The sequence below is a fragment of the Vibrio tasmaniensis genome (assembly GCF_024347635.1).
In the GTDB taxonomy this organism is placed as follows: Bacteria; Pseudomonadota; Gammaproteobacteria; order Enterobacterales; family Vibrionaceae; genus Vibrio; species Vibrio tasmaniensis.
In genome coordinates this window covers 2,330,694-2,351,593 of sequence record NZ_AP025510.1, presented here as the reverse complement: position 1 = coordinate 2,351,593, position 20,900 = coordinate 2,330,694, and the positions used below count along the sequence as shown (strand labels likewise).

16 protein-coding genes are annotated in these 20,900 nt (G+C 43.4%); 7 read left to right on the top strand and 9 right to left on the bottom strand.

Going from position 1 to position 20,900, the window contains the following annotated elements:
- Positions 1-33: 33 nt before the first annotated feature.
- A complete protein-coding gene (gene yfcE, locus OCV44_RS10525; protein ID WP_139685983.1) occupies positions 34-579 on the top strand; it encodes a phosphodiesterase in 546 nt (181 codons plus the stop codon).
- 25 nt (positions 580-604) lie between these two features.
- Here yfcE and OCV44_RS10520 read toward each other — a convergent pair whose 3' ends face one another.
- The 3 genes from OCV44_RS10520 to OCV44_RS10510 all read right to left on the bottom strand — a co-directional run bounded on the left by OCV44_RS10520 (position 605) and on the right by OCV44_RS10510 (position 2,523).
- Positions 605-925, bottom strand: a complete 321-nt coding sequence (locus OCV44_RS10520) for a SelT/SelW/SelH family protein (RefSeq protein ID WP_139685982.1) — start codon at positions 923-925, stop codon at positions 605-607.
- A gap of 169 nt (positions 926-1,094) precedes the next feature.
- Positions 1,095-1,610: a regulatory protein ToxS gene (locus tag OCV44_RS10515; RefSeq protein ID WP_139685981.1), complete on the bottom strand. Its 516-nt coding sequence runs from the start codon at positions 1,608-1,610 to the stop codon at positions 1,095-1,097.
- Between the two features lies 1 nt (position 1,611).
- Positions 1,612-2,523 carry a transcriptional regulator gene (locus OCV44_RS10510; RefSeq protein ID WP_139685980.1) on the bottom strand — a complete coding sequence of 304 codons (912 nt, stop codon included), beginning with the start codon at positions 2,521-2,523 and terminating at the stop codon, positions 1,612-1,614.
- 270 nt (positions 2,524-2,793) lie between these two features.
- Between OCV44_RS10510 and htpG the strand changes: the two genes are divergently transcribed.
- Positions 2,794-4,698: a molecular chaperone HtpG gene (gene htpG, locus OCV44_RS10505; protein ID WP_139685979.1), complete on the top strand. Its 1,905-nt coding sequence runs from the start codon at positions 2,794-2,796 to the stop codon at positions 4,696-4,698.
- A 66-nt stretch (positions 4,699-4,764) separates the two neighbouring features.
- On the opposite strand, the gene OCV44_RS10500 is transcribed toward htpG, so the two are convergent.
- On the bottom strand, positions 4,765-5,958 hold the full coding sequence (locus OCV44_RS10500) for an ISL3 family transposase (RefSeq protein WP_139686334.1): 1,194 nt from the start codon (positions 5,956-5,958) through the stop codon (positions 4,765-4,767).
- A 428-nt stretch (positions 5,959-6,386) separates the two neighbouring features.
- On the opposite strand from OCV44_RS10500, the gene adk reads away from it, so the two are divergent.
- Both adk and hemH read left to right on the top strand, forming a co-directional pair.
- Positions 6,387-7,031 carry an adenylate kinase gene (gene adk, locus OCV44_RS10495; RefSeq protein ID WP_009847341.1) on the top strand — a complete coding sequence of 215 codons (645 nt, stop codon included), beginning with the start codon at positions 6,387-6,389 and terminating at the stop codon, positions 7,029-7,031.
- 279 nt (positions 7,032-7,310) lie between these two features.
- Positions 7,311-8,273, top strand: coding sequence for a ferrochelatase (hemH, locus tag OCV44_RS10490; RefSeq protein WP_139685828.1), 963 nt, complete (start codon positions 7,311-7,313; stop codon positions 8,271-8,273).
- 105 nt (positions 8,274-8,378) lie between these two features.
- On the opposite strand, the gene OCV44_RS10485 is transcribed toward hemH, so the two are convergent.
- The gene (locus tag OCV44_RS10485) at positions 8,379-9,764 is read right to left on the bottom strand and encodes a peptide MFS transporter (protein ID WP_139685827.1); all 1,386 of its coding nucleotides are present in this window, start codon (positions 9,762-9,764) and stop codon (positions 8,379-8,381) included.
- Positions 9,765-10,266: 502 nt separating this feature from the next.
- Here OCV44_RS10485 and rfaH point away from each other — a divergent pair.
- A complete protein-coding gene (gene rfaH / locus OCV44_RS10480) occupies positions 10,267-10,773 on the top strand; it encodes a transcription/translation regulatory transformer protein RfaH (protein ID WP_086049840.1) in 507 nt (168 codons plus the stop codon).
- Between the two features lie 82 nt (positions 10,774-10,855).
- Here rfaH and asnB read toward each other — a convergent pair whose 3' ends face one another.
- The 4 genes from asnB to nagA form a co-directional block, all read right to left on the bottom strand.
- Positions 10,856-12,526 carry an asparagine synthase B gene (asnB, locus tag OCV44_RS10475; RefSeq protein WP_012604542.1) on the bottom strand — a complete coding sequence of 557 codons (1,671 nt, stop codon included), beginning with the start codon at positions 12,524-12,526 and terminating at the stop codon, positions 10,856-10,858.
- 234 nt (positions 12,527-12,760) lie between these two features.
- Entirely contained in the window at positions 12,761-14,347 is a 1,587-nt protein-coding gene (locus OCV44_RS10470) for a cation:proton antiporter family protein (RefSeq protein ID WP_139685826.1), read from the bottom strand.
- 83 nt (positions 14,348-14,430) lie between these two features.
- Positions 14,431-15,645: a DNA-binding transcriptional regulator NagC gene (nagC, locus tag OCV44_RS10465; RefSeq protein WP_139685825.1), complete on the bottom strand. Its 1,215-nt coding sequence runs from the start codon at positions 15,643-15,645 to the stop codon at positions 14,431-14,433.
- A gap of 2 nt (positions 15,646-15,647) precedes the next feature.
- Complete coding sequence (nagA, locus tag OCV44_RS10460) at positions 15,648-16,784, bottom strand: N-acetylglucosamine-6-phosphate deacetylase (RefSeq protein ID WP_139685824.1); 1,137 nt, start codon at positions 16,782-16,784, stop codon at positions 15,648-15,650.
- A 517-nt stretch (positions 16,785-17,301) separates the two neighbouring features.
- Between nagA and nagE the strand changes: the two genes are divergently transcribed.
- Positions 17,302-18,819 carry an N-acetylglucosamine-specific PTS transporter subunit IIBC gene (nagE, locus tag OCV44_RS10455; protein WP_246091812.1) on the top strand — a complete coding sequence of 506 codons (1,518 nt, stop codon included), beginning with the start codon at positions 17,302-17,304 and terminating at the stop codon, positions 18,817-18,819.
- A gap of 302 nt (positions 18,820-19,121) precedes the next feature.
- Positions 19,122-20,789 (top strand): glutamine--tRNA ligase, encoded by a 1,668-nt coding sequence (gene glnS, locus OCV44_RS10450; RefSeq protein ID WP_139685822.1) that lies wholly within the window; start codon positions 19,122-19,124, stop codon positions 20,787-20,789.
- Positions 20,790-20,900: the final 111 nt, after the last annotated feature.

Sequence of the window (20,900 nt, the reverse complement as noted above, 5' to 3'; positions counted from 1 at the left end):
CAATAGGCTCATAAATTTTATGGAGAAGTACGTGTGAAATTATTTTTTGCTTCAGACCTACACGGTTCGCTGCCAGCAACAGAAAAAGTATTAGAGCTATACCAAGCGTCTGGTGCGCAATATTTAGTGCTATTGGGTGACATTCTGAATCACGGGCCAAGAAACCCGATTCCAGAAGGATACAACCCGCCAGCGGTTGCAGAGAAGTTGAATGCGTTTTCTCAAGAGATCATTGCCGTTCGCGGCAACTGCGATAGTGAAGTGGATCAGATGCTGTTGTCTTTTCCAATGATGATGGATTACTCGTGGGTACTATTAGAATCAGGTCAGCGTATCTTCCTAACGCATGGTCATTTGTACAATACCAATAAGCGCCCTGCGCTGAAGGCGGGTGATATTATTGCACATGGTCATACCCATATTCCTGTCGCTGAATACCAAGATGACATATTCATCTTTAATCCTAGCTCGGTGACATTCCCACGAGAGGGACACGCGGCGAGCTATGGCATCTATGAACACAATACCTTCAAAGTCCTTAGTCTTGAAGGTGATGTTCTCGTGAGTGGCCAGCTTTAAATCATTGGTTCGGCCGTGAGAAGGCTTATTTTGAGTCTACGTGGCCGAGGTCTCTGTCTGGAGCAATGATGTTTCGTACTCTTTGCTTCAGAACTTTAGCCTCAGGAAAGCCGCCGTCCGCTTTTCTTTCCCAAATCTGTATTCCATTACAAAAAACCTCAAATCGGCCTCCGGTATCTGGGTGTAAACTCACTTGCTCTATCTCTTCACTGAAAGTATGCAGTAACTCTTGGCATAACCAACTAGAACGAAGCATCCAATTGCATTGACGACAGTAGTGTATAGCGATGGTTGCTTTCACGGCTGTTTCTTTCGCTTGCTCTGGATTGAGCTGATTTGATTCCATATCCTTAGATCTCCCTGGTAATGATAAACAGTAGTTGAATGCTAACGGCTAACAAAAAAGGGGCATCATGCCCCTTTTTGTTGGTATATCGTTTAACGGTATTAAGTTTTTGATATTAAATAACTAACTGTCGAGATTTAGTTTGAGACAATTTTAGCTTGAGACAGCATTAGTTTGAGAACAACACCGTTGAGCCATGATTTAAACTAGTGAGCAGCAGTGCCTTCTGATTAATAATATCAATGCGTCGGCTTTGCTCTGCATCCATTTTAATCACTTGAGTGATCAGTTCGAGTTGCTCTTCCGAAAAGTCTTGGCGCTCAGCAGACGTTACATCTTTAAACTCCGTTGGCGAAATCAATAAATAGTTATCGTTGATGTCCCACTGACCTGTTTCGGAGATATTGATGACGTTTGCGGGTGCAGTCTGAGTGCCATACAGTCTAACTACAGCCATTCTCAGATACGTACCATTTGGCAGGTATTTCGCATTCGATGACAACTCAACTTTACGCAGTGGTCCGATTGAATCCTCTTGCTTGATATCGCTAATCAGCGTCACCATTTTCGATTGCCATTCGTGTTGTGTCAGCAAGCGCTCTACTTTTGCATCGCTGCCCCAGTACAACCAACCGCTAAAGAAAGCAGAGATAACCAGTAAAATAATAGATACTTTTAATTTCATGTTACTGACCACCGTTACAAATGTCGTTTACATCCGACTGGTTTGCGTAAATTCTTAAAGTTACATTCTCGCTCGAGTGCTCTTGAGGATGAATATAGTTGAGAGCCAGGTTGTTACCTTGCCCACCAGTTGCAATCACTTCAGTCGGTTTTAACATACCTGTATGGCGGGTGTTATAACGCAATACGCACTTCTCTATCGCTGGCAGCCAACTTGTGAGAGTTGGGTGGTTAATTGGTGTTTGAACTTTGACACCATCAACGTCAGCCAATGTTCGGAACTCGGACTCAGCTGGGCTCTTTAACGTTAAAATGAGAATTGGCATGAGGAAAGCGACAAGCAACATTCCAAACGTTAACCATTTACTCGAGCTTTCAGTTTTAGGCTTAGCCTGATTGGTTATTGGCTCTACTTCGATATGAGTTTCAGGAGCCTTTGCAATTGGCTTTGGCTCGATAGTTTCAGTGATGGTTTCTTCAGCTAAAGTGGTATTCGCAAACGTTAAGATCGGCTCTACGTCACTTTCTGAAATTTCACCTGTTACTGGCTGATCATTTGATGACAGTGGTGCTGAACGTTCAACCGTCGCTATAAATTGGTAACCGCGCTTTGGTACAGTTTTTACGAATTCTGGAGATTTGGTCGAGTCCTTGAGCATCTTTCTCAGAGTCGATACTGCTTGCGTTAAGCTGGAGTCATCCACCTCAAAGCCTTGGTCTCGCCAAACATATTCGTGCAATTCGTTACGAGTGATAACTTCATTGGGTCTTTCTGACAGCATCAGGAGAATGCGGCTTTCGTTGCTGCCTAAGCGCACGACTTCACCGTCGCTCATCTGATCAACAAGTGAGTTGCTATTTGGGTCGAATACGAACCGCTGTGCGAGAATAAACTTTGTGCCGATATTGCTCATTGAACTCTTCTATTTTAGATGACTTGGGGTGCGAAATAGACAAATCTCAGGTGAAGTTCTGCTAATTCTTCACCAAATCATGACTTCTTTTATGTTCTTTTATATTTATAACACTCAAGGATAATAAAAACAGATCAAAAAAACAGTGTTTTTATGCTTTTTGACCTTGAATTTACATTTGTCATCCTCATGTTAATGAACATAAGAGTGGCATAATGTGTAACGCCCCTGTGGTTATTCAACATAAAGTATAGATGTTTTGGAGTAAAAATGAGCGAAACGGCAACGCAAAATAAAGAGACTCGTGGCTTTCAATCTGAAGTAAAACAACTACTTCATCTAATGATTCACTCACTGTATTCAAATAAAGAAATCTTTCTACGTGAGCTGATCTCTAACGCATCTGATGCGGCTGATAAGCTTCGTTTTCAAGCGCTATCAAATGGTGACCTTTACCAAGGTGATGCAGACCTAGGCGTAAAATTATCTTTTAGCGCTGAAACCAATACTTTGACGATTTCTGATAACGGCATCGGCATGAGCCGTGACAACGTTATTGAGCATTTAGGTACGATTGCTAAATCGGGTACTGCAGACTTTTTCTCAAAGCTGTCTGAAGACCAAAGCAAAGACTCTCAATTGATTGGTCAATTTGGTGTGGGTTTCTATTCTGCATTTATCGTTGCAGACGCAGTGACTGTTCGTACACGAGCGGCTGGACTTGCTAATGATCAAGCTGTGCAATGGCATTCTGCTGGCGAAGGCGATTACACCATTGAAGATATCACGAAAGAATCTCGTGGTACTGACATCATTCTCCACATGCGCGAAGATGGTAAAGAATTCCTAAATGAGTGGCGTCTGCGTGAAGTGATTGGTAAATACTCTGATCACATCGGTATCCCTGTCTCTATCTTAACTGCGGTTAAAGATGACGAAGGTAAAGACACCGAAGAGAAGCATTGGGAACAGATTAACAAAGCTCAAGCGCTTTGGACTCGTAATAAATCTGATATCGAGAAAGAAGAGTACCAAGAGTTTTATAAGCACGTATCTCACGACTTTGCTGATCCACTAACCTGGAGCCACAACAAAGTTGAAGGTAAGAACGATTACACAAGCCTGCTTTACATTCCTGCAAAAGCACCTTGGGACATGATGAACCGTGACCACAAGAGCGGACTAAAACTTTACGTGCAACGCGTGTTCATTATGGATGACGCAGAGCAGTTTATGCCATCTTACATGCGTTTCGTTCGCGGCTTGATTGATTCAAACGATCTGCCACTGAACGTGTCTCGTGAAATTCTGCAAGATAACAAGGTAACCCAGTCTCTTCGTGGCGCGTGTACTAAGCGTGTATTGACTATGCTTGAGCGCATGGCGAAGAATGACAATGATAAATACCTAGAGTTTTGGAAAGAGTTCGGCCTAGTCTTGAAAGAAGGCCCAGCTGAAGACATGGCGAACAAAGAGAAGATCGCTGGTCTACTTCGTTTCTCGTCAACGGAAGTTGACTCTGCTGACCAAGCTATCAGCCTAGCTTCTTACGTTGAACGTATGAAGGAAGGCCAAGACAAGATTTACTATCTAACTGCTGATAGCTACGCAGCCGCTAAGAACAGCCCACACTTGGAGCAGTTCAAAGCGAAAGGTATTGAAGTCGTTCTAATGTACGATCGTATTGATGAGTACGTAATGAACTACCTGACTGATTTTGATGGTAAGCAGTTCCAATCGATCACTAAAGCGGGCTTAGACCTAAGCAAGTTTGAAGGTGAAGAAGAGAAAGAGAAGCAAAAAGAGACAGAAGAAGAGTTTAAATCTGTTGTTGAGCGTACTCAATCTTACCTAGGTGGCCGTGTTAAAGAAGTTCGTACAACCTTCAAGCTAGCCACAACGCCTGCGGTTGTTGTGACTGACGACTTCGAAATGGGTACGCAAATGGCTAAGCTTCTTGAAGCTGCGGGTCAAGCCGCACCGGAAGTTAAGTACATCTTTGAGATTAACCCTGAGCACGCACTTGTGAAACAGATGGCTGATGAAGCGGATGAGCAAGCGTTCGGCCGTTGGGTTGAGTTACTCCTTGGCCAAGCTATGCTGGCTGAGAAAGGCTCAATGGAAGATCCATCACAATTCTTAGGTGCAATCAACGAACTACTGACAAAACGTTAGTCTTTCGACTTTGGGCTAAGCTCATAATCATAATTAAAAGCTCGCTAATGCGGGCTTTTTTTAGGTTCATCGCGGCTTTCCGGGGAAAGCCGCTTTTATCTTTAAGAAGAAGTAGTCTGTATCTCGATATCCATACCCCATTCGCTTGATTAACTTTATCTTGTTGTTTATCCCTTCAAGTGTGCAGGTGTTTAATGGATAACTTGCCGATGCGATAATACCGTGAAGATAGGAGCTCAGTTTTCGTGCGAACTCTTTCAATGGCTTAATTCCACTCTCTTGTACCTGTTCATACCACGCATCCCAGAGCCCCTTAGCGTGCCTTTCTGACTCACAATACCAAAGCTCTTTGAGTTGGGCTCCGAGTATATAAGTGGTCATCAAGTCCTTATTGATATTCAATATTTCAGTCAGATAGCTATCTTGTCGTGCATTTAAGTTACCTCTGTTTTTCAACAGTACCCAGCGTGAGCGCTTGACCCATTGCCTCGCTTTTTTATCTTGCTTGAGTTTGTTGGCTTGGTCGACTCTGACTCTATCCATCACCTCTCGACCGAACTTAGCGACAACATGGAACAAATCGTAAACGATTTTTGCATTCGGACAGTGCGCTTGAACTTCAAGGTCAAAAGCCGTATTCATGTCCATCGCGACCGCCTCGATATTGTTGCCATGCTTGCCTAACTGCTCGAAGAACGGTCGTATGTCCTTGCGGCTACGGCCTAACCCTACCCAAATGACTTGGTGAGTCTTAGCGTCAGCGATGACTGTGGCATATCGATGTCCTTTAAAGATGGCGAACTCGTCCATGACGAGTTGCCTTAGTCCCTCCCATTTCACTGGCGGTACCACTTCTCTAAGTCGGCGTTTATCTATCTCTTTAATGGTATGCCAATGAACGTTCGTTAACTGGGAGATATGCTTAATGGGAAGAAGAGGTAGTAGCTGCTCTATATAGCTTTTTAGGCGCTTCGTTATACGAGCATAAGGCTCCAACCAAGGTAGAGACTCTGTTTTTATGCCGCAGTCACGACACTTAATTCTTCGTGTTTGAACAGAAAGTTCAACAGGAACCCCGAGCAACATGGCCTCTTTCACATGACGCCATTGATACTCGTGGATAGCTTCGGCTTCAAGACCACAAAGGCACTTAGCCTCAGAGTTAGGTTTAAGAGTAAGGGTAATAAGTGTTGCTGTCTGGTGAGACTTTACTATTTGAAAGCCTTCCCAGAATGAAGATAGGAAAGTATGATTCTGCATGGAAACGGTAGTTTGTGTATGATTTTTGTTTGGCGACTAAACCATATCACTTACTACCGTTTTTGTTTTCAATTCCCGCTAATCCGCGATGAACCTTTTTTTATGAACGTCGCTTAACTTCATCGAAATGCAGCTAAAGTCGCTAACAAGACAAACGCAAACGCTGTCGATACATTCTTTAGTCTTAATTTAAGCAAAATTGAATATTAATGTGATAGAATGCTCGACCTAATCAGCTGGTACTATGAACCTATCGCCTCCAGTTGTATGATTTTTAAACGTTATACCGAAACTTACCGTTTTGCTTCTGTTTACAGTTGTGCTTAGCCTCAGTTGTTACCTAACCTCTCTTGTTTGACCTAAATTAAACCAGAAAGGCGGGATAGTGAGCTTCGGTATAAATCATAATTTTTATAAGAGGATTAAACATGCGCATCATTCTTCTAGGTGCTCCTGGCGCGGGTAAAGGTACTCAAGCTAACTTCATCATGAACAAATTTGGTATCCCTCAAATTTCAACTGGTGACATGCTACGTGCTGCTATTAAAGCGGGTACTGAGCTTGGTAAGCAAGCAAAATCAGTAATCGACGCGGGTCAGCTAGTTTCTGATGAAATTATCCTTGGTCTAATCAAAGAGCGTATCGCTCAAGATGACTGTGAGAAAGGTTTCCTGCTAGACGGTTTCCCACGCACAATCCCTCAAGCTGATGGCCTAAAAGAAATGGGCATCGCAGTAGACTACGTTGTTGAATTCGACGTAGCTGACGATGTGATTGTTGAGCGTATGGCTGGTCGTCGTGCTCACCTTCCTTCTGGTCGTACATACCACAATGTGTACAACCCACCGAAAGAAGAAGGTAAAGATGACATCACTGGTGAAGAGCTAGTGGTTCGTGATGACGACAAAGAAGAAACAGTTCGTGCACGTCTAGGTGTATACCACGATCAAACAGCTCCGCTTATCTCTTACTACGGTAAAGAAGCTGAAGCAGGTAACACTAAGTACCTTAAGTTCGACGGTACTAAGCAAGTTGCTGAAGTTAGTGCAGAACTTGAGAAAGCACTAGCATAATTGGCTAACAGCCAGTTTTAGAATTTGATATATTGGAAGCGACCTTTAAGGTCGCTTTTTTTTGTTTTAATTTTTAGTACGATACCAATCTAGATAAATTCGGTTGCGCGTAATTCAAGGTTGTTCCGCTTTGAAGAGGACGAAATGCAGTCGAGAGTTAATATTGTGATACCTCATGCGAAGAATGATTATTCAAACATTTGGTAGCGGCAATGATCTTAAACTTATGCAGATTAGTATATTACTTTCCAGAAAATCACACATTGGTCTCAGGTAGCTATGGAAAATAATAAAAAGCAGGGCGTTTTACTGGTGAACTTAGGAACACCAGATTCGGCGACTCCTGCTGGCGTTCGTCGATTTTTGAGTGAATTCTTACACGACAAGCGAGTCGTAAACCTAACGCGTTGGCTTTGGTGTCCTATTTTACATGGGGTGATCTTACCGATTAGAGCGCCTAAAGTCGCTAAGCTGTATCAGTCAGTTTGGATGGATGAGGGCTCACCACTGCTTGTTTACTCACAACGACAAGTTGAAAAGTTACAACAAAAGCTCGACATGCCTGTTGCTCTTGGTATGACCTATGGCAACCCAAGTCTTAAGGCAGGTGTTGAGCAGTTGATGGAACAGGGCGTTGAAGACATCATCGTACTGCCTTTATATCCTCAGTACTCGGGCACAACCACAGCGGCTGTTTCTGATGGTTTAACCAAAGCCTTTAAGCAAATGCCGGTGATACCGAGTTATCGCTTTATTCGCGACTACTACGCGCACCCAGGTTACGCAAAAGCATTGGCTGAAAGCGTACGTAGCCACTGGGACAAAAATGGTAGAGCCGATCATCTAGTCTGTTCTTTCCACGGTATTCCGAAGCGACTCGCTGATGAAGGTGACATCTATCCTCAGCATTGTGAAGCGACGACAAAACTGCTTGCTGCAGAGTTGGGCTTAGCAGAAGACGATATTACGATGACATACCAGTCTCGGTTTGGTCGGGAAGAGTGGTTGAAGCCTTATACAGATGAAACTCTTGAATTACTGCCGAGCAAAGGTATTAAGAAGATCGATATCATGGCGCCTGCATTCTCGGTGGATTGTTTAGAAACGTTAGAAGAGATTTCTGACCAGTGTAAAGAGACGTTCATTGACGCTGGTGGTTCGAACTTTAGCTACATCATGTGTCTTAACGATAGAGACTCACACATCGATATGATGGCAGAGTTAGTTGAGCTTCATCGCTAACTGGTATGTAAACGCGATTTAGCACAAAACACACATAATAAAAGGGGCTGCTCATTGAGCTGCCCCTTTTGGTATTGATGTTTTTCGTCTAACTAGATTTAGATCTTAAGCAACAGAAGTTTCTGCTTTTGGCTCTGCTTCAAGCATCATGTTGGTTTCTACACCATGCATCCATGATACGAGTTTACCTGCGCAAAGAAGCAGTAATATGCCACTCACCGTTGCGGTAATCGCAATACCACTGAAAATAGACATTGCCCCAAGCTCACCAACGTGTGAACCAACAAGGCCTGCGACATAGTTTGCAACCGCATTGAAGCCAAACCATGCACCCATCATTAACGATGCTAGACGAAGCGGAGCTAACTTAGTGACCAACGACAGGCCAATAGGAGATAGACAAAGCTCACCTAGGGTATGGAAGAAGAACGCACCGACTAACCAAAGCATTGATGTTTTGACTTCTAAGTCGCCGCCTTGCTCCATTACTGCACCCATCATGCACACAAAGCCTAAGGCTAAGAAGAATAATGCCATAGCAAATTTTACTGGCGAGTTTGGCTCACGTTTACCAAGCTTAACCCAAAATGCAGCAATGATTGGTGCAAGTGTAATGATGAAGAACGGGTTTAAAGATTGGAACCATGCCGCTGGAACTTCAAAGTCACCAATCATGCGGTCAGTATATTGCTGAGTGTAGATATTCATCAGACCGCCAGCTTGTTCAAAGCCCGCCCAGAAAACAATCACGAATAGCCCCATAACCAGAATAACTTTCAGTCGGTCGAACTCTTCTTTTGTTAGTGGCGTTTTCTCTTGAGATTTGTTCAGCGCTTTTGCACGTGCAGCTGCAGGTACTGAGCCTATGTTGCCTAACCAAGACTGAGCCATTGTCATTTGCATGATTAAGCTAATAACCATACCAATACCTGCGGCTAAGAAACCTGCTTTCCAACCGAAAGAGTCGACTGCAGCGCCTGAAATTAAGCCACCTAGTAATGCACCTAAGTTGATGCCCATGTAGAAAATGGTGAAAGCACCATCACGACGGTTATCGCCTTCTTGGTACAGATCGCCAACCATGGTTGAGATGTTTGGCTTAAACATACCGTTACCACTGATTAGCAGCGCTAAACCAAGGTAAAGAGCGTTTACTTGGTCTAAACCGATGAAACCGTTAGGTAGAGCCAGTGTAAATTGGCCGAGTGCCATTAATACACCGCCAACTAGGATCGATTTACGTTGCCCTAAGTAGTTATCGGCAATCCAGCCGCCGATTAATGGTGTGATGTAGACTAAGCCAGTATAAATGCCGTAGAGATCAAGTGCGTCTTTCGTTGACCAACCAAGTCCACCGTTGAGGGTAGTGTCAGTCAAAAATAAAACAAGGATGGCACGCATCGCGTAGTAGGAGAAACGTTCCCATAGCTCTGTGCTAAAAAGTAGAAATAGGCCTCTAGGGTGGCCAAAGATGTTGTGATTGCTTGGCATAAGTTTTACTAATTTTAGGTATTAAAAGATTTTATAGTTATTCATGTATACACAGTGGAGTAAAAGTCTGCAATAGACGCATTTTGTGGTCACGATAACTTATTTTTACTAAAGTGTTGATATTAAATGTATTTACTTTCAATGTGGCCCATTTCACTTGTGCTGCAAACTAATTTTCCATATTTGACCTGGTTGGTTAGTAACCTTTTTTAAGACCCTATCCCATAAAAATGTTTAGATCTATTGGTCTAGCCTATCGTTATGATCTTTAAGGGAATGTCATTCTTATTATTTGATATATACATATGCTTACATCAACGATGTCTTTTGATCTCTTAATGTTCCCTGTACAATGTCTGACCAAATTTTCTACCTACTACTTTTGGTTGGTAAGTTTGTCTGTTACGCGTAATCTCGCGCTTATTAGGACTCATTTATTAACGGCGATTCAATCGTTTTAGGCATGTGGTAAAATATCTAAAAATATAAGATGGCTAGTTAAATGAAACGTTGGTATTTACTTTACTGTAAGCGTGGTGATCAAAAACGCGCTCAACAGCACTTAGAGAATCAAGGGGTAGAGTGTTTTTACCCTCAAATAGAAGTCAAAAAGGTGGTGAGAGGGAAAGAGAAGCAGGTTCAAGAGCCGCTGTTCCCATCTTATATCTTTGTTCGTTTTGATTATGAGCAAGGCCCTAGTTTTACGACGGTTCGTTCAACCCGTGGTGTTGTCGACTTTATTAAGTTCGGTGCAAGGCCGTATGAAGTTCAAGGTGATTTGATTTTTGAGCTCAAAGAGTTCGAGAAGTGCTACAGTCACGAAGTTGAAGATTGCTGTACTGAGTTTAAGACAGGGCAAGTTGTCAAAATCAACAGTGGCCAGTTTGCAGGGGTTGAGGCTATTTTCGATCAGAAAGATGGCGAAGCTCGATCCATTATGCTCGTAAAAATGATCAGCCAAGTGGTTCCTATCAGTATTGAGAACGAAGCACTACAAGCTCACGTATAAGTGAAGTACTAAAAAGTAAAACAGGCTTAAAACAAAAAGGCGCATAATGCGCCTTTTTTAGTATTTGAGCTTTTAAAACGCTTTAAGCGTTATAGGCGTCGTTGTGAACCGCTTGTACCGCACGGCCTGATGGGTCTACACAGTTTTTGAATGACTCATCCCACTCAATCGCTTTCGCTGATGAACAGGCAACTGAAGGGCCACCAGGTACACACTCTGCCGCTGATTCTAGAGGGAATAGCTCCTCAAAGATTTCACGGTAAGCATAACCTTCTTTGGTTGTCGGTGTGTTGTAAGGGAAACGGAACTGAGCAGCTTCCATTTGTTGATCCGTTACTTTTTCTTCAGCTGTTGCTTTCAATGTGTCAATCCAGTCGTAACCCACACCATCAGAGAATTGCTCTTTTTGGCGCCATGCGATCGAATCTGGCAGGTAGTCTTCAAAACACTCTCGTAGGATGTGTTTCTCCATTTTACCGTTACCACACATCTTATCTTCAGGGTTCAAACGCATAGCGACATCAATGAACTCTTTATCCAAGAATGGTACGCGACCTTCAACGCCCCATGCTGCAAGTGATTTGTTTGCACGAGCGCAGTCGAACATACTTAGAGCAAGCAGTTTACGTACCGTCTCTTCGTGGAACTCTTTTGCGTTTGGTGCTTTGTGGAAGTACAGGTAGCCACCAAAGATTTCATCAGCACCCTCGCCAGAAAGTACCATCTTGATACCCATTGCTTTGATCTTACGAGCAAGTAAGTACATTGGCGTTGAAGCACGGATGGTTGTTACATCATAAGTTTCAATGTGGTAGATAACATCACGGATGGCATCTAAGCCTTCCTGAATGGTGTAAGTCATCTCGTGGTGCACAGTACCGATCTTGTCAGCAACTTCACGTGCAGCGATCAGATCAGGTGCGTTTTCTAGACCAACAGCAAATGAGTGCAGTTGTGGCCACCAAGCTTCAGATTGCTCGTCATCTTCAATACGCATTGCTGCAAAGCGTTTAGCCACTGCAGAAGTGATTGATGAATCAAGACCACCAGAAAGAAGTACACCGTAAGGCACGTCAGTCATTAGTTGACGCTTAACCGCAGCTTCTAGTGCTTCAGTCAGCTCTTCTTTACTTGTGCTGTTGCCTTGAACGGCTGCGTATTCGTTCCAATCACGGATGTAGTAGCGTTGAGGCTCTGCATCTTTTGAAGAGTAGAAGCTACCAGGAGGGAACTCGCTGATCGTTTTACATACAGGAACTAATGCTTTCATTTCTGAAGCAACGTAATAGTTACCGTGCTCATCGTAGCCTTGGTAAAGCGGGATGATACCGATGTGGTCACGACCCACTAGATATTCATCTTTTTCTTCGTCGTATAAAACGAAAGCGAAAATACCGTTAAGTTCTTCTAAAAGGTCTGCGCCCATTTCTTGGTATAACGCTAGGATAACTTCACAGTCAGAATCAGTCTGGAACTGGTATTTATCTTCATAGCGAGCGCGAAGTTCTTTGTGGTTATAAATTTCGCCGTTCACTGCAAGAATGTGCTTTTTGTCTTGGCTGTATAGTGGTTGTGCACCGCTGTTCAGACCAACGATAGCCAAGCGCTCGTGAGCAAGAATTGCTTTTTCACCAGCATAGATACCAGACCAGTCTGGACCACGGTGACGAAGCTTTTTAGACATTTCTAAAGCAATAGGGCGAAGTGCTGCGGCATCACTTTTAATGTCGAGAATGCCAAATACTGAACACATAGAACTTCCTTTTAAATAATTTCTAAATCAACTGCATTCAATTTGCCATTCTGGCTAAAAAAAGCAACCGAATGCGAGCAAAAAAATAATATAAAGGGGTTTCTGTTAGAAAATATCTAATTTTAAGGTTGTTTTGGTGATTGATGTCTAGTTTCGGTTGGTTTTTTAAACAAAAACCTCTCAAAAGTGCAAAAGAACAGCAATCTTGAGAGGTTAACTAGATAATGTTTAGGACTAGATCTTATTGATATTTGGGTTTAATTGCTCACATACGTGTCGAGCAAAACCACTACCAGCTTCACTGTAAATGTTGAATGCCGCATCGACACCATTCTCTTTCAATGTCTCTAGCTGGTCGGAGTATTCAGCAATAGCTGCGATTTGACCTTTAAAATCACGTGATTTTAACTGTTCTAAGGCTGTTTGATTACCTTGGTGATGAGGCATCGCCAAGATAACCAGTTTTACGTTTGCTGTGTCTAAGATTCGTTCCCAGAAATCCGGGTCAGTTGCATCGCCAGAAATAACGTTTCTTCCAAGACTTCTGTGGTTGTGTGCTGCTTCTTCACGAACTTCGACACCTAAACTCACTTTGCCGTAGCGTGAGCGTAATTCGTCGTAGGCACCAGTGCCAATGCGTCCCATACCAAGAATAAGCACTTGTGCGCGACCTGGGTCAATTCGTTTGTCACGTTGGTGAAGCTTCTCAGCAGCGTGCTCTTTTAACCAGCGACCTGATTGTTGATAAAGTTTGTGACCCGCTTTGTTGAGAGGTGCAGCGATTAAGAACGACAATGAAACGGCAATCGCCACTGCCACCAAGATGTCGCCAGACATCCAGCCCATCTTAAAAGCAAGGCCACCGACGATGAGGCCAAACTCACTGTAGTTAAACAGTGACAAAGAAGTGAGTAGGGAGGTTCGAACACGGAACTTGAATCGGTTGAGTACTAAGAAGTACAGAACGCCTTTTACTGGGAGTAGCAATAAGAACAATACTGCAAGCATAAAACCCTGAATAGTTGGCTGTTCTGACAAGCCAATATTCAAGAAGAAGCAGACGAGGAAAAGCTCTTTGAGGTTAAACAGCGATTTCGACAGCTCTGAAGCTTTTGGGTGACCGGCTAACAACATACCTAGGATTAGTGCACCTAAGTCTGGTTTAACGCCTACAAACTGGAACAAGCCAGCACCAACAACTAACGCGAAGAAGATGCCGAACAGCACCAACATTTCACCGTGCCCAACCCAATCGAGGATTTTGTAGAACAACGGACGAAAGAATGGCAAAGCGAACAGTGCAATGGCGTACCACTCTGGAATTTTGCCTGTCGATGCCGTTAAGAATACGACAGCAAAGATATCTTGCATGACCAGAATGCCAATCGCTAGTGTGCCATAAGTCGCATTCATCTCCCCTTTTTCTTGCAGAGATTTAACCGCGAATACGGTACTCGAGAATGAAAGAGCGAAACCGAGAAGCACGATCTGTTCTATCGACATGGCTGCCAGAGATGAAATACCTAGGAACTTAAAACCAAATAGAGCGGTTGCAAAAAACAGAGTGGATAAAAGATTGTGGATGGTAGCACCGGCCCAGATCTCTTTAGAGAGTAGGGTTTTGATGTCTAGCTTTAAGCCAATAGTAAATAGGAGCAGGGTGACACCAAGGTCAGCCAAGGTAATGATGGTGTCATTGGTTTCAAAACCCAGAGCAAATAGCCCAAAACCAGCGACCAAAAAGCCGACCAATGGGGGAAGGTGACACTTTAAAGCAATAAATCCTGCAATAAACGCAGTGGATATTAATATAAGTTCCATAACTTGTAGTAGTAGTTCCCTAGCTTAAAAAAACGGGCCGTGTTTATACAAACACGGCCCGCGGAAAATCAGAATTGTTTTCTTTAGTCTTCAAGAAGCTTTTGAAGTAACACACCGTTGAGCATGGCGCGCTTAATCATGGCAAAGGCTCCCATCGTAGGATGTTTATCGATCTGTGATGCTACAATAGGCAGGCCGCTATGGAAAGCCGTTAACGACTGATTCTCTACATTGCGCTTAATTGCAGGGAAAACAATCTCTTGTGCCTTGGTAATATCACCAGCAATGATAACTTTCTGAGGGTTAAATAGGTTGATCGTCATCGCGATAGCCTTACCTAACTGGTTCCCTACTCGAACTAAGCTTTGCTTCGCGAGTTCATCGCCATTGATTGCGTGGTCACAAACATCTTGAATCGTAATATGTTCAAGTTCCGTCAAAGAGGATTCATAGCCTTGCTTAATTAGCTTCTGTACTCGATCAACAATGGCAGGGTTTGCCGCTACAGTTTCAAGACAACCGAAGTTACCACATTGGCATTGTTCACCTAGCGGATCAATTTGGATATGACCAATTTCTCCCACGTTACGGTTATGGCCTAAGAAAACCTGACCATTAACGATAATACCAGCACCGGTACCACGGTGAACACTGACCAAAATAGAATCTTGGCTGTCTTTACTTGCACCGAAGTAGTGCTCAGCAAGCGCCATTCCTCTAACGTCATTGCCGACGAAACAAGCTACATGGAAAGTGTCGCGAATAATGTCGCTCAATGCGAGGTTATCGATGTCCGTGTTTGGCATGTATTCAACGACACCGGTCGTTGGGTTAACCAAGCCAGGAAGAGTAACGCCAATAGCAATCAGTTGATCGATCTTTGGTTGGTGCTCAGCAATGAAGGCCTTCAAGTTATTGACCAAACCTTGGGTCAGGTCTGATTGGTCTGAATAATTCAGGTCTTGCTGTTGGAAAGCTAATTCACGACCACTAAGGTCATGAAGGCTTATTTGAATATAGTCTCTACCTAAACGTACAGCGACAGAATGAAAAGGGTCGACTTCTGTGGTTAGAGATATCGCGCGTCTACCGCCAGTAGACGCTTGTTGCGCAACCTCTTTAATGAGGCCGCGCTCCAAAAGTTGGCGGGTAATTTTTGTAACACTTGCCGGTGCGAGTTGGCTTACATCAGCCACTTGTATACGACTGATAGGCCCTTGCTGATCTATTAGTCTGTATACCGCCGCACTGTTTAGTTGTTTAACTAAGTCTACGTTACCTATTTGTCCGCCATTCATACTTAATTGTGCTCGTATTGTCCATTAACAACAGTCGCTTTAACGTTAAAGTCTCGGTCAAATACAGCTAGGTTTGCAACCATGCCTTTTTTGATTCGACCTAGCTTGCTTTCTACACCGATAGCCGCAGCTGGGTATAGTGTAGCCATGCGAAGAGCTTCGTCTAAAGCGATACCAGCGTGCTCAACTGTATTCTGAACTGCTTCAATCATAGTCAGAGCCGAGCCGCCCAGTGTGCCGTTTTCATCAACACACTTACCATCTCGGTAATATACTTTCTTACCGACAAAAATAAAGTATTCCATGTCAGCACCTGCAGGAGCTGTGGCATCCGTCACTAATACTAACTTTTCTCCCTTGATTTTGTGCGCAATTCGGATGTTTGCGTAGTCAACGTGGAAGCCGTCGGCGATGATACCCGCATAAACTTCTGGCGTGTCGTAAATCGCGCCAACAACGCCAGGTTCACGACCGACCATAGGGGTCATTGCATTGAATAGGTGAGTGGCGAAAGTGATGCCTGATTCAAAGCCTTGACGCGCTTCAGCGTAAGTGGCGTTGGTGTGGCCGATAGAAACCACTACGCCAGCTTTGTGTAGACGCTCAATATGTTCTGGGTCGTTGAGCTCAGGAGCCAGTGTTACTTTGGTCACAAGGTCACTGTTTTCACAGATAAGCTCAATCATTTCATTGTCAGATTTACGAATGTGATCGACACTGTGGATGCCTTTTTTCGCAACGTTTAGATATGGGCCTTCAAGGTGCAAACCTAAAGACTGGTTTTGGTATTGGTTGTGGTATTCACGAGCTGCCGTAATAACCGCGCGCATATCTTCGTCCGAAGAGGTGATTAGCGTAGGTAAAAAGCTAGTACAGCCTGATTTAAGGTTTGCTTCGTGCATGATCTGCATTGTTTCTGCCGTGATCTCATCGTTAAGCATTACACCGCCACAACCATTCAGTTGTAGGTCAATGAAACCCGGGCTTAGGTTTGCTCCGTTTAGATCGCGAACCTCGATTCCTTCTGGCAATTCAGAGGTAGGACAGACTTTTTTGATCAGTTCATTTTCAATTACGACAGCATGATCGGTTAGAACATCACTACCAGTGTAAATTTTACAGTTACTTAGCGCGTACATAGTCAGCTAATCCTTATTTCGTGAGATCTTTTAAATTTGTTCGTTACCTAAATGTGGACTTAGTTTGCGAGCATCATTTACGTAACGATTTATCTTTTATGGGCAAACGGCTTCAAAAAGGGAAGCGATTTAAGTTGTTGAAAAACATATGAACAGTTGTTGTTTATTATACACTCAGGTTCATTGTTAATGATTATTTATAGGGTAACCTAAAATTAGGAATATCATGTTTTTGTCTAATGATTAGATTTGAATTTTATCTATAAATGCTCATTTTTTTGAATGATAAAATAAGTTTTATGATCTCGCTAGCAAAAACCTCTGGATTTGGTAAAAACTGGTGATTAGGATCACAAATGGTAAGGTTTTAATTTGCGGGGCAAAATTAATTGAATACACTGAATAGGACTAAATTGAGCGACTAAAATAAGTCTTTCAAACGAATTCAAAAAAATCCTATAGGGGGAATTACAACGTGAATATTCTTGGATATGCACAGAAGTTAGGTAAAGCATTGATGCTGCCTATCGCAACGCTTCCGATTGCGGCGCTTCTACTACGTTTAGGTCAAGGCGATCTACTTGATATTCCATTCATGGCAGAGGCTGGTGGCGCTATTTTTGGCAACCTTCCACTGTTATTTGGTTTGGGTATCGCAATTGGTCTTTCTAAAGACGGTAACGGCGCAGCAGGTCTTGCTGGTGCAGTTGCTTACTTTGTTCTAACTGCTACAGCAACAACGATTAATGCAGACGTTAACATGTCTTTCTTCGGCGGTATCTTCGCAGGTATCATCGCAGGTCACTCTTACAACGCTTTCCATGCAACACGTCTTCCTGAGTGGTTGGCATTCTTCGCGGGTAAACGTCTAGTTCCTATCATGGCCGGTCTATTTGCTCTTGTAGCAGGTGCTGTATCTGGTGTGGTATGGCCTGGTGTTCAATCTGGTCTAGATGCACTAGCTCACGCTGTATCTACTTCAGGTGCTGTTGGCCAATTCGTTTACGGTACTCTTAACCGTGCACTTATCCCTGTAGGTCTACACCACGTATTGAACTCATACTTCTGGTTCGGTATGGGTACATGTCAAGAAATCATCGTTGCTGGTCAAGGCGCATTCGCTAACATCACTCAACTTTGTGTTGACCCATCACTAGCTAAAACTCTAGTTGTTGGCCAAGAGCACACATTCACATTCGCTAACTCTGTAACTCCAGAAATCACTACTGTAGTTAAAGAAGTGACTGAAACTGTTAAATCTGGCGACCTACACCGTTTCTTCGGTGGCGATAAAGGCGCTGGCGTATTCATGAACGGTTTCTTCCCTGTAATGATGTTCGGTCTACCAGGTGCTGCACTTGCAATGTACCTAGCTGCACCTGCTGAAAAACGTAGCCAAGTTGGTGGCGCACTGTTCTCAGTTGCATTCTGTTCATTCCTAACAGGTATCACAGAGCCGCTAGAATTCATGTTCGTATTCCTAGCTCCTGCTCTATACGCAATGCACGCTGTGTTTACAGGTCTGTCTCTAGTAGTTGCAAACATGTTTGGTACTCTGCACGGTTTCGGTTTCTCTGCTGGTCTTATCGACTTCGTATTGAACTGGGGTCTAGCAACTAAACCATTCTTACTACTACTAATCGGTCTTGGTTTCGGTGCTCTATACTTCTTCACTTTCTCTTTCGCAATCCGCGCTTTCAACTTGAAATCGCCAGGTCGTGAAGATGATGACGAAGCTGTAGCAGCTCCTGCTGGCGACGCACCAAAAGGTGAAGTTGCACGTCAATACCTGAAAGCTCTAGGTGGTCACGACAACCTAACTTCAATCGACGCTTGTATCACTCGTCTACGTCTAACTCTTAAAGACCGCTCTATCGCTGATGAAGTTGTTCTGAAGAAGCTTGGCGCTAAAGGTGTGGTTAAACTAGGTGAGAACAACCTACAGGTTATCCTAGGCCCACTAGCTGAAATCGTAGCTGGCGAAATGAAAGCTATCGGCGCAGGTGAAGACCTATCTGATGTAAAACTTCCTTAGTAACGGAAGTGCTTAAATAAGATGTATAATTACTCTTAAATAAGTTACAAATTGAAAGCCTCCCACACGGGAGGCTTTTTTGTGCCTACTGTTTAGGGGCAACGAACACGGTTCGTTCTATTCTTCATCGAATAGCAGAAATAATCGCAATTAACGGACGGTTCTTATTGTGCAAAGGCTAAGAATTGTGGATGATTAGCAACAATGATCTTTCTATCTTAGACTGGCGCTATAAGTGACCGTTTTCTTGGAGACGAAAGATAACTTTCTCTGACAATACTAAATACATAGAGGTGCTATAGATGAGTGAAGCTGAGGCTCGTCCATCGAATTTCATTCGCCAAATTATTGATAAAGATTTAGCGGATGGTACACACAGTAGCGTGCATACTCGTTTCCCGCCGGAGCCAAATGGCTACCTGCACATTGGTCACGCTAAATCTATTTGCTTGAACTTTGGTATTGCTCAGGACTACCAGGGACAATGTAATCTTCGTTTCGATGATACAAACCCTGAAAAAGAAGACGTTGAATACGTTGAGTCAATTAAGAATGATGTAAGCTGGTTAGGCTTCGAATGGTCTGGTGATATTTGTTACTCATCAAACTACTTCGATACGCTTTACGCTTATGCTGTGGAATTAATTAATAAAGGCTTAGCGTATGTTGACGAGCTAAGTCCTGATCAAATCCGTGAGTACCGTGGCACGCTAAAAGAGCCAGGTAAAGCGAGCCCATACCGTGACCGTAGCCCTGAAGATAACCTAGCGTTGTTTGAAAAAATGCGTGACGGTGGCTTTGAAGAAGGTAAAGCATGTCTACGTGCTAAGATCGACATGAGCTCTTCATTTATGGTGATGCGCGATCCTGTTATCTACCGTGTTCGTTTTGCTCACCACCATCAAACGGCTGATAAGTGGTGCATTTACCCAATGTACGACTTTACTCACTGTATTTCTGATGCACTGGAAGGTATTACACACTCTATCTGTACGCTTGAATTCCAAGATAACCGTCGTTTGTACGATTGGGTTCTAGATAACATCACGATTGATTGCCAACCTCGTCAGTACGAGTTTAGCCGCCTGAATCTCGAATACACAGTGATGTCTAAGCGTAAGCTGAACCAACTTGTAGTTGAAAACCTAGTTCAAGGTTGGGATGACCCACGTATGCCTACTATTTCTGGCCTACGTCGTCGTGGTTTTACTTCAAGTTCGATTCGTGAATTCTGTAAGCGTATTGGTGTGACCAAGCAAGAGAACATGATTGAGTTCGGTTCACTTGAATCTTGCATTCGTGATGATCTGAACGAAAATGCACCTCGTGCAATGGCTGTTCTGGATCCAGTTAAGATCGTTATCGAAAACTACGAAGCAGATACAGTAGAAACGCTAACCGTTGCAAACCACCCAAACAAGCCAGAAATGGGGACTCGTGAAGTACCATTTACCCGTGAAGTTTGGATTGAGCGTGATGACTTCCGTGAAGAAGCAAACAAAAAGTACAAGCGTTTGGTTCTAGGTAAAGAAGTTCGTCTACGTGGCGCTTACGTGATCAAAGCTGAACGTATCGAAAAAGATACAGAAGGCAATATTACGACTATCTTCTGTTCTTACGACAACGAAACACTCGGTAAGAACCCTGCAGATGGCCGTAAAGTGAAAGGTGTTATTCACTGGGTATCTGCTGATAAAGCGTTGCCTGCTGAGATTCGTTTGTATGATCGTCTATTCACAGTGCCAAACCCAGCTGCTGCTGATGACTTCGCTGCAACGCTAAACCCTGAATCACTTGTTACGCTAAATGGTTTTGTTGAACCTAGCCTAGTAGAAGGTGTTGCAGAACAAGCGTACCAGTTTGAACGTACAGGCTACTTCTGTGTGGATTCGAAAGACTCTAATGCAGACGCGCTAGTATTCAACCGCACGGTTGGCCTACGTGACACTTGGGGTAAAACTGAAGCTTAATGGCTTTGTTTTTCTCAGTTTTGTTTTTCCAAGCTCTGTATCTCAAAGCTTAGTTTATCAAGATGCGCTTAATAAAAAACCGGCTTACTAGCCGGTTTTTTTGTGTCTGGG

Bases quoted from the DNA above. Each gene is read 5' to 3' on its own strand.
- OCV44_RS10515 (WP_139685981.1), bottom strand. From the start codon at position 1,610: ATGAAATTAAAAGTATCTATTATTTTACTGGTTATCTCTGCTTTCTTT.
- OCV44_RS10510 (WP_139685980.1), bottom strand. From the start codon at position 2,523: ATGAGCAATATCGGCACAAAGTTTATTCTCGCACAGCGGTTCGTATTC.
- asnB (WP_012604542.1), bottom strand. From the start codon at position 12,526: ATGTGTTCAGTATTTGGCATTCTCGACATTAAAAGTGATGCCGCAGCA.
- htpG (WP_139685979.1), top strand. From the start codon at position 2,794: ATGAGCGAAACGGCAACGCAAAATAAAGAGACTCGTGGCTTTCAATCT.
- nagC (WP_139685825.1), bottom strand. From the start codon at position 15,645: ATGAATGGCGGACAAATAGGTAACGTAGACTTAGTTAAACAACTAAAC.
- hemH (WP_139685828.1), top strand. From the start codon at position 7,311: ATGGAAAATAATAAAAAGCAGGGCGTTTTACTGGTGAACTTAGGAACA.
- OCV44_RS10470 (WP_139685826.1), bottom strand. From the start codon at position 14,347: ATGGAACTTATATTAATATCCACTGCGTTTATTGCAGGATTTATTGCT.
- OCV44_RS10520 (WP_139685982.1), bottom strand. From the start codon at position 925: ATGGAATCAAATCAGCTCAATCCAGAGCAAGCGAAAGAAACAGCCGTG.
- OCV44_RS10500 (WP_139686334.1), bottom strand. From the start codon at position 5,958: ATGCAGAATCATACTTTCCTATCTTCATTCTGGGAAGGCTTTCAAATA.
- rfaH (WP_086049840.1), top strand. From the start codon at position 10,267: ATGAAACGTTGGTATTTACTTTACTGTAAGCGTGGTGATCAAAAACGC.
- OCV44_RS10485 (WP_139685827.1), bottom strand. From the start codon at position 9,764: ATGCCAAGCAATCACAACATCTTTGGCCACCCTAGAGGCCTATTTCTA.
- nagA (WP_139685824.1), bottom strand. From the start codon at position 16,784: ATGTACGCGCTAAGTAACTGTAAAATTTACACTGGTAGTGATGTTCTA.
- adk (WP_009847341.1), top strand. From the start codon at position 6,387: ATGCGCATCATTCTTCTAGGTGCTCCTGGCGCGGGTAAAGGTACTCAA.
- glnS (WP_139685822.1), top strand. From the start codon at position 19,122: ATGAGTGAAGCTGAGGCTCGTCCATCGAATTTCATTCGCCAAATTATT.
- nagE (WP_246091812.1), top strand. From the start codon at position 17,302: ATGCTGCCTATCGCAACGCTTCCGATTGCGGCGCTTCTACTACGTTTA.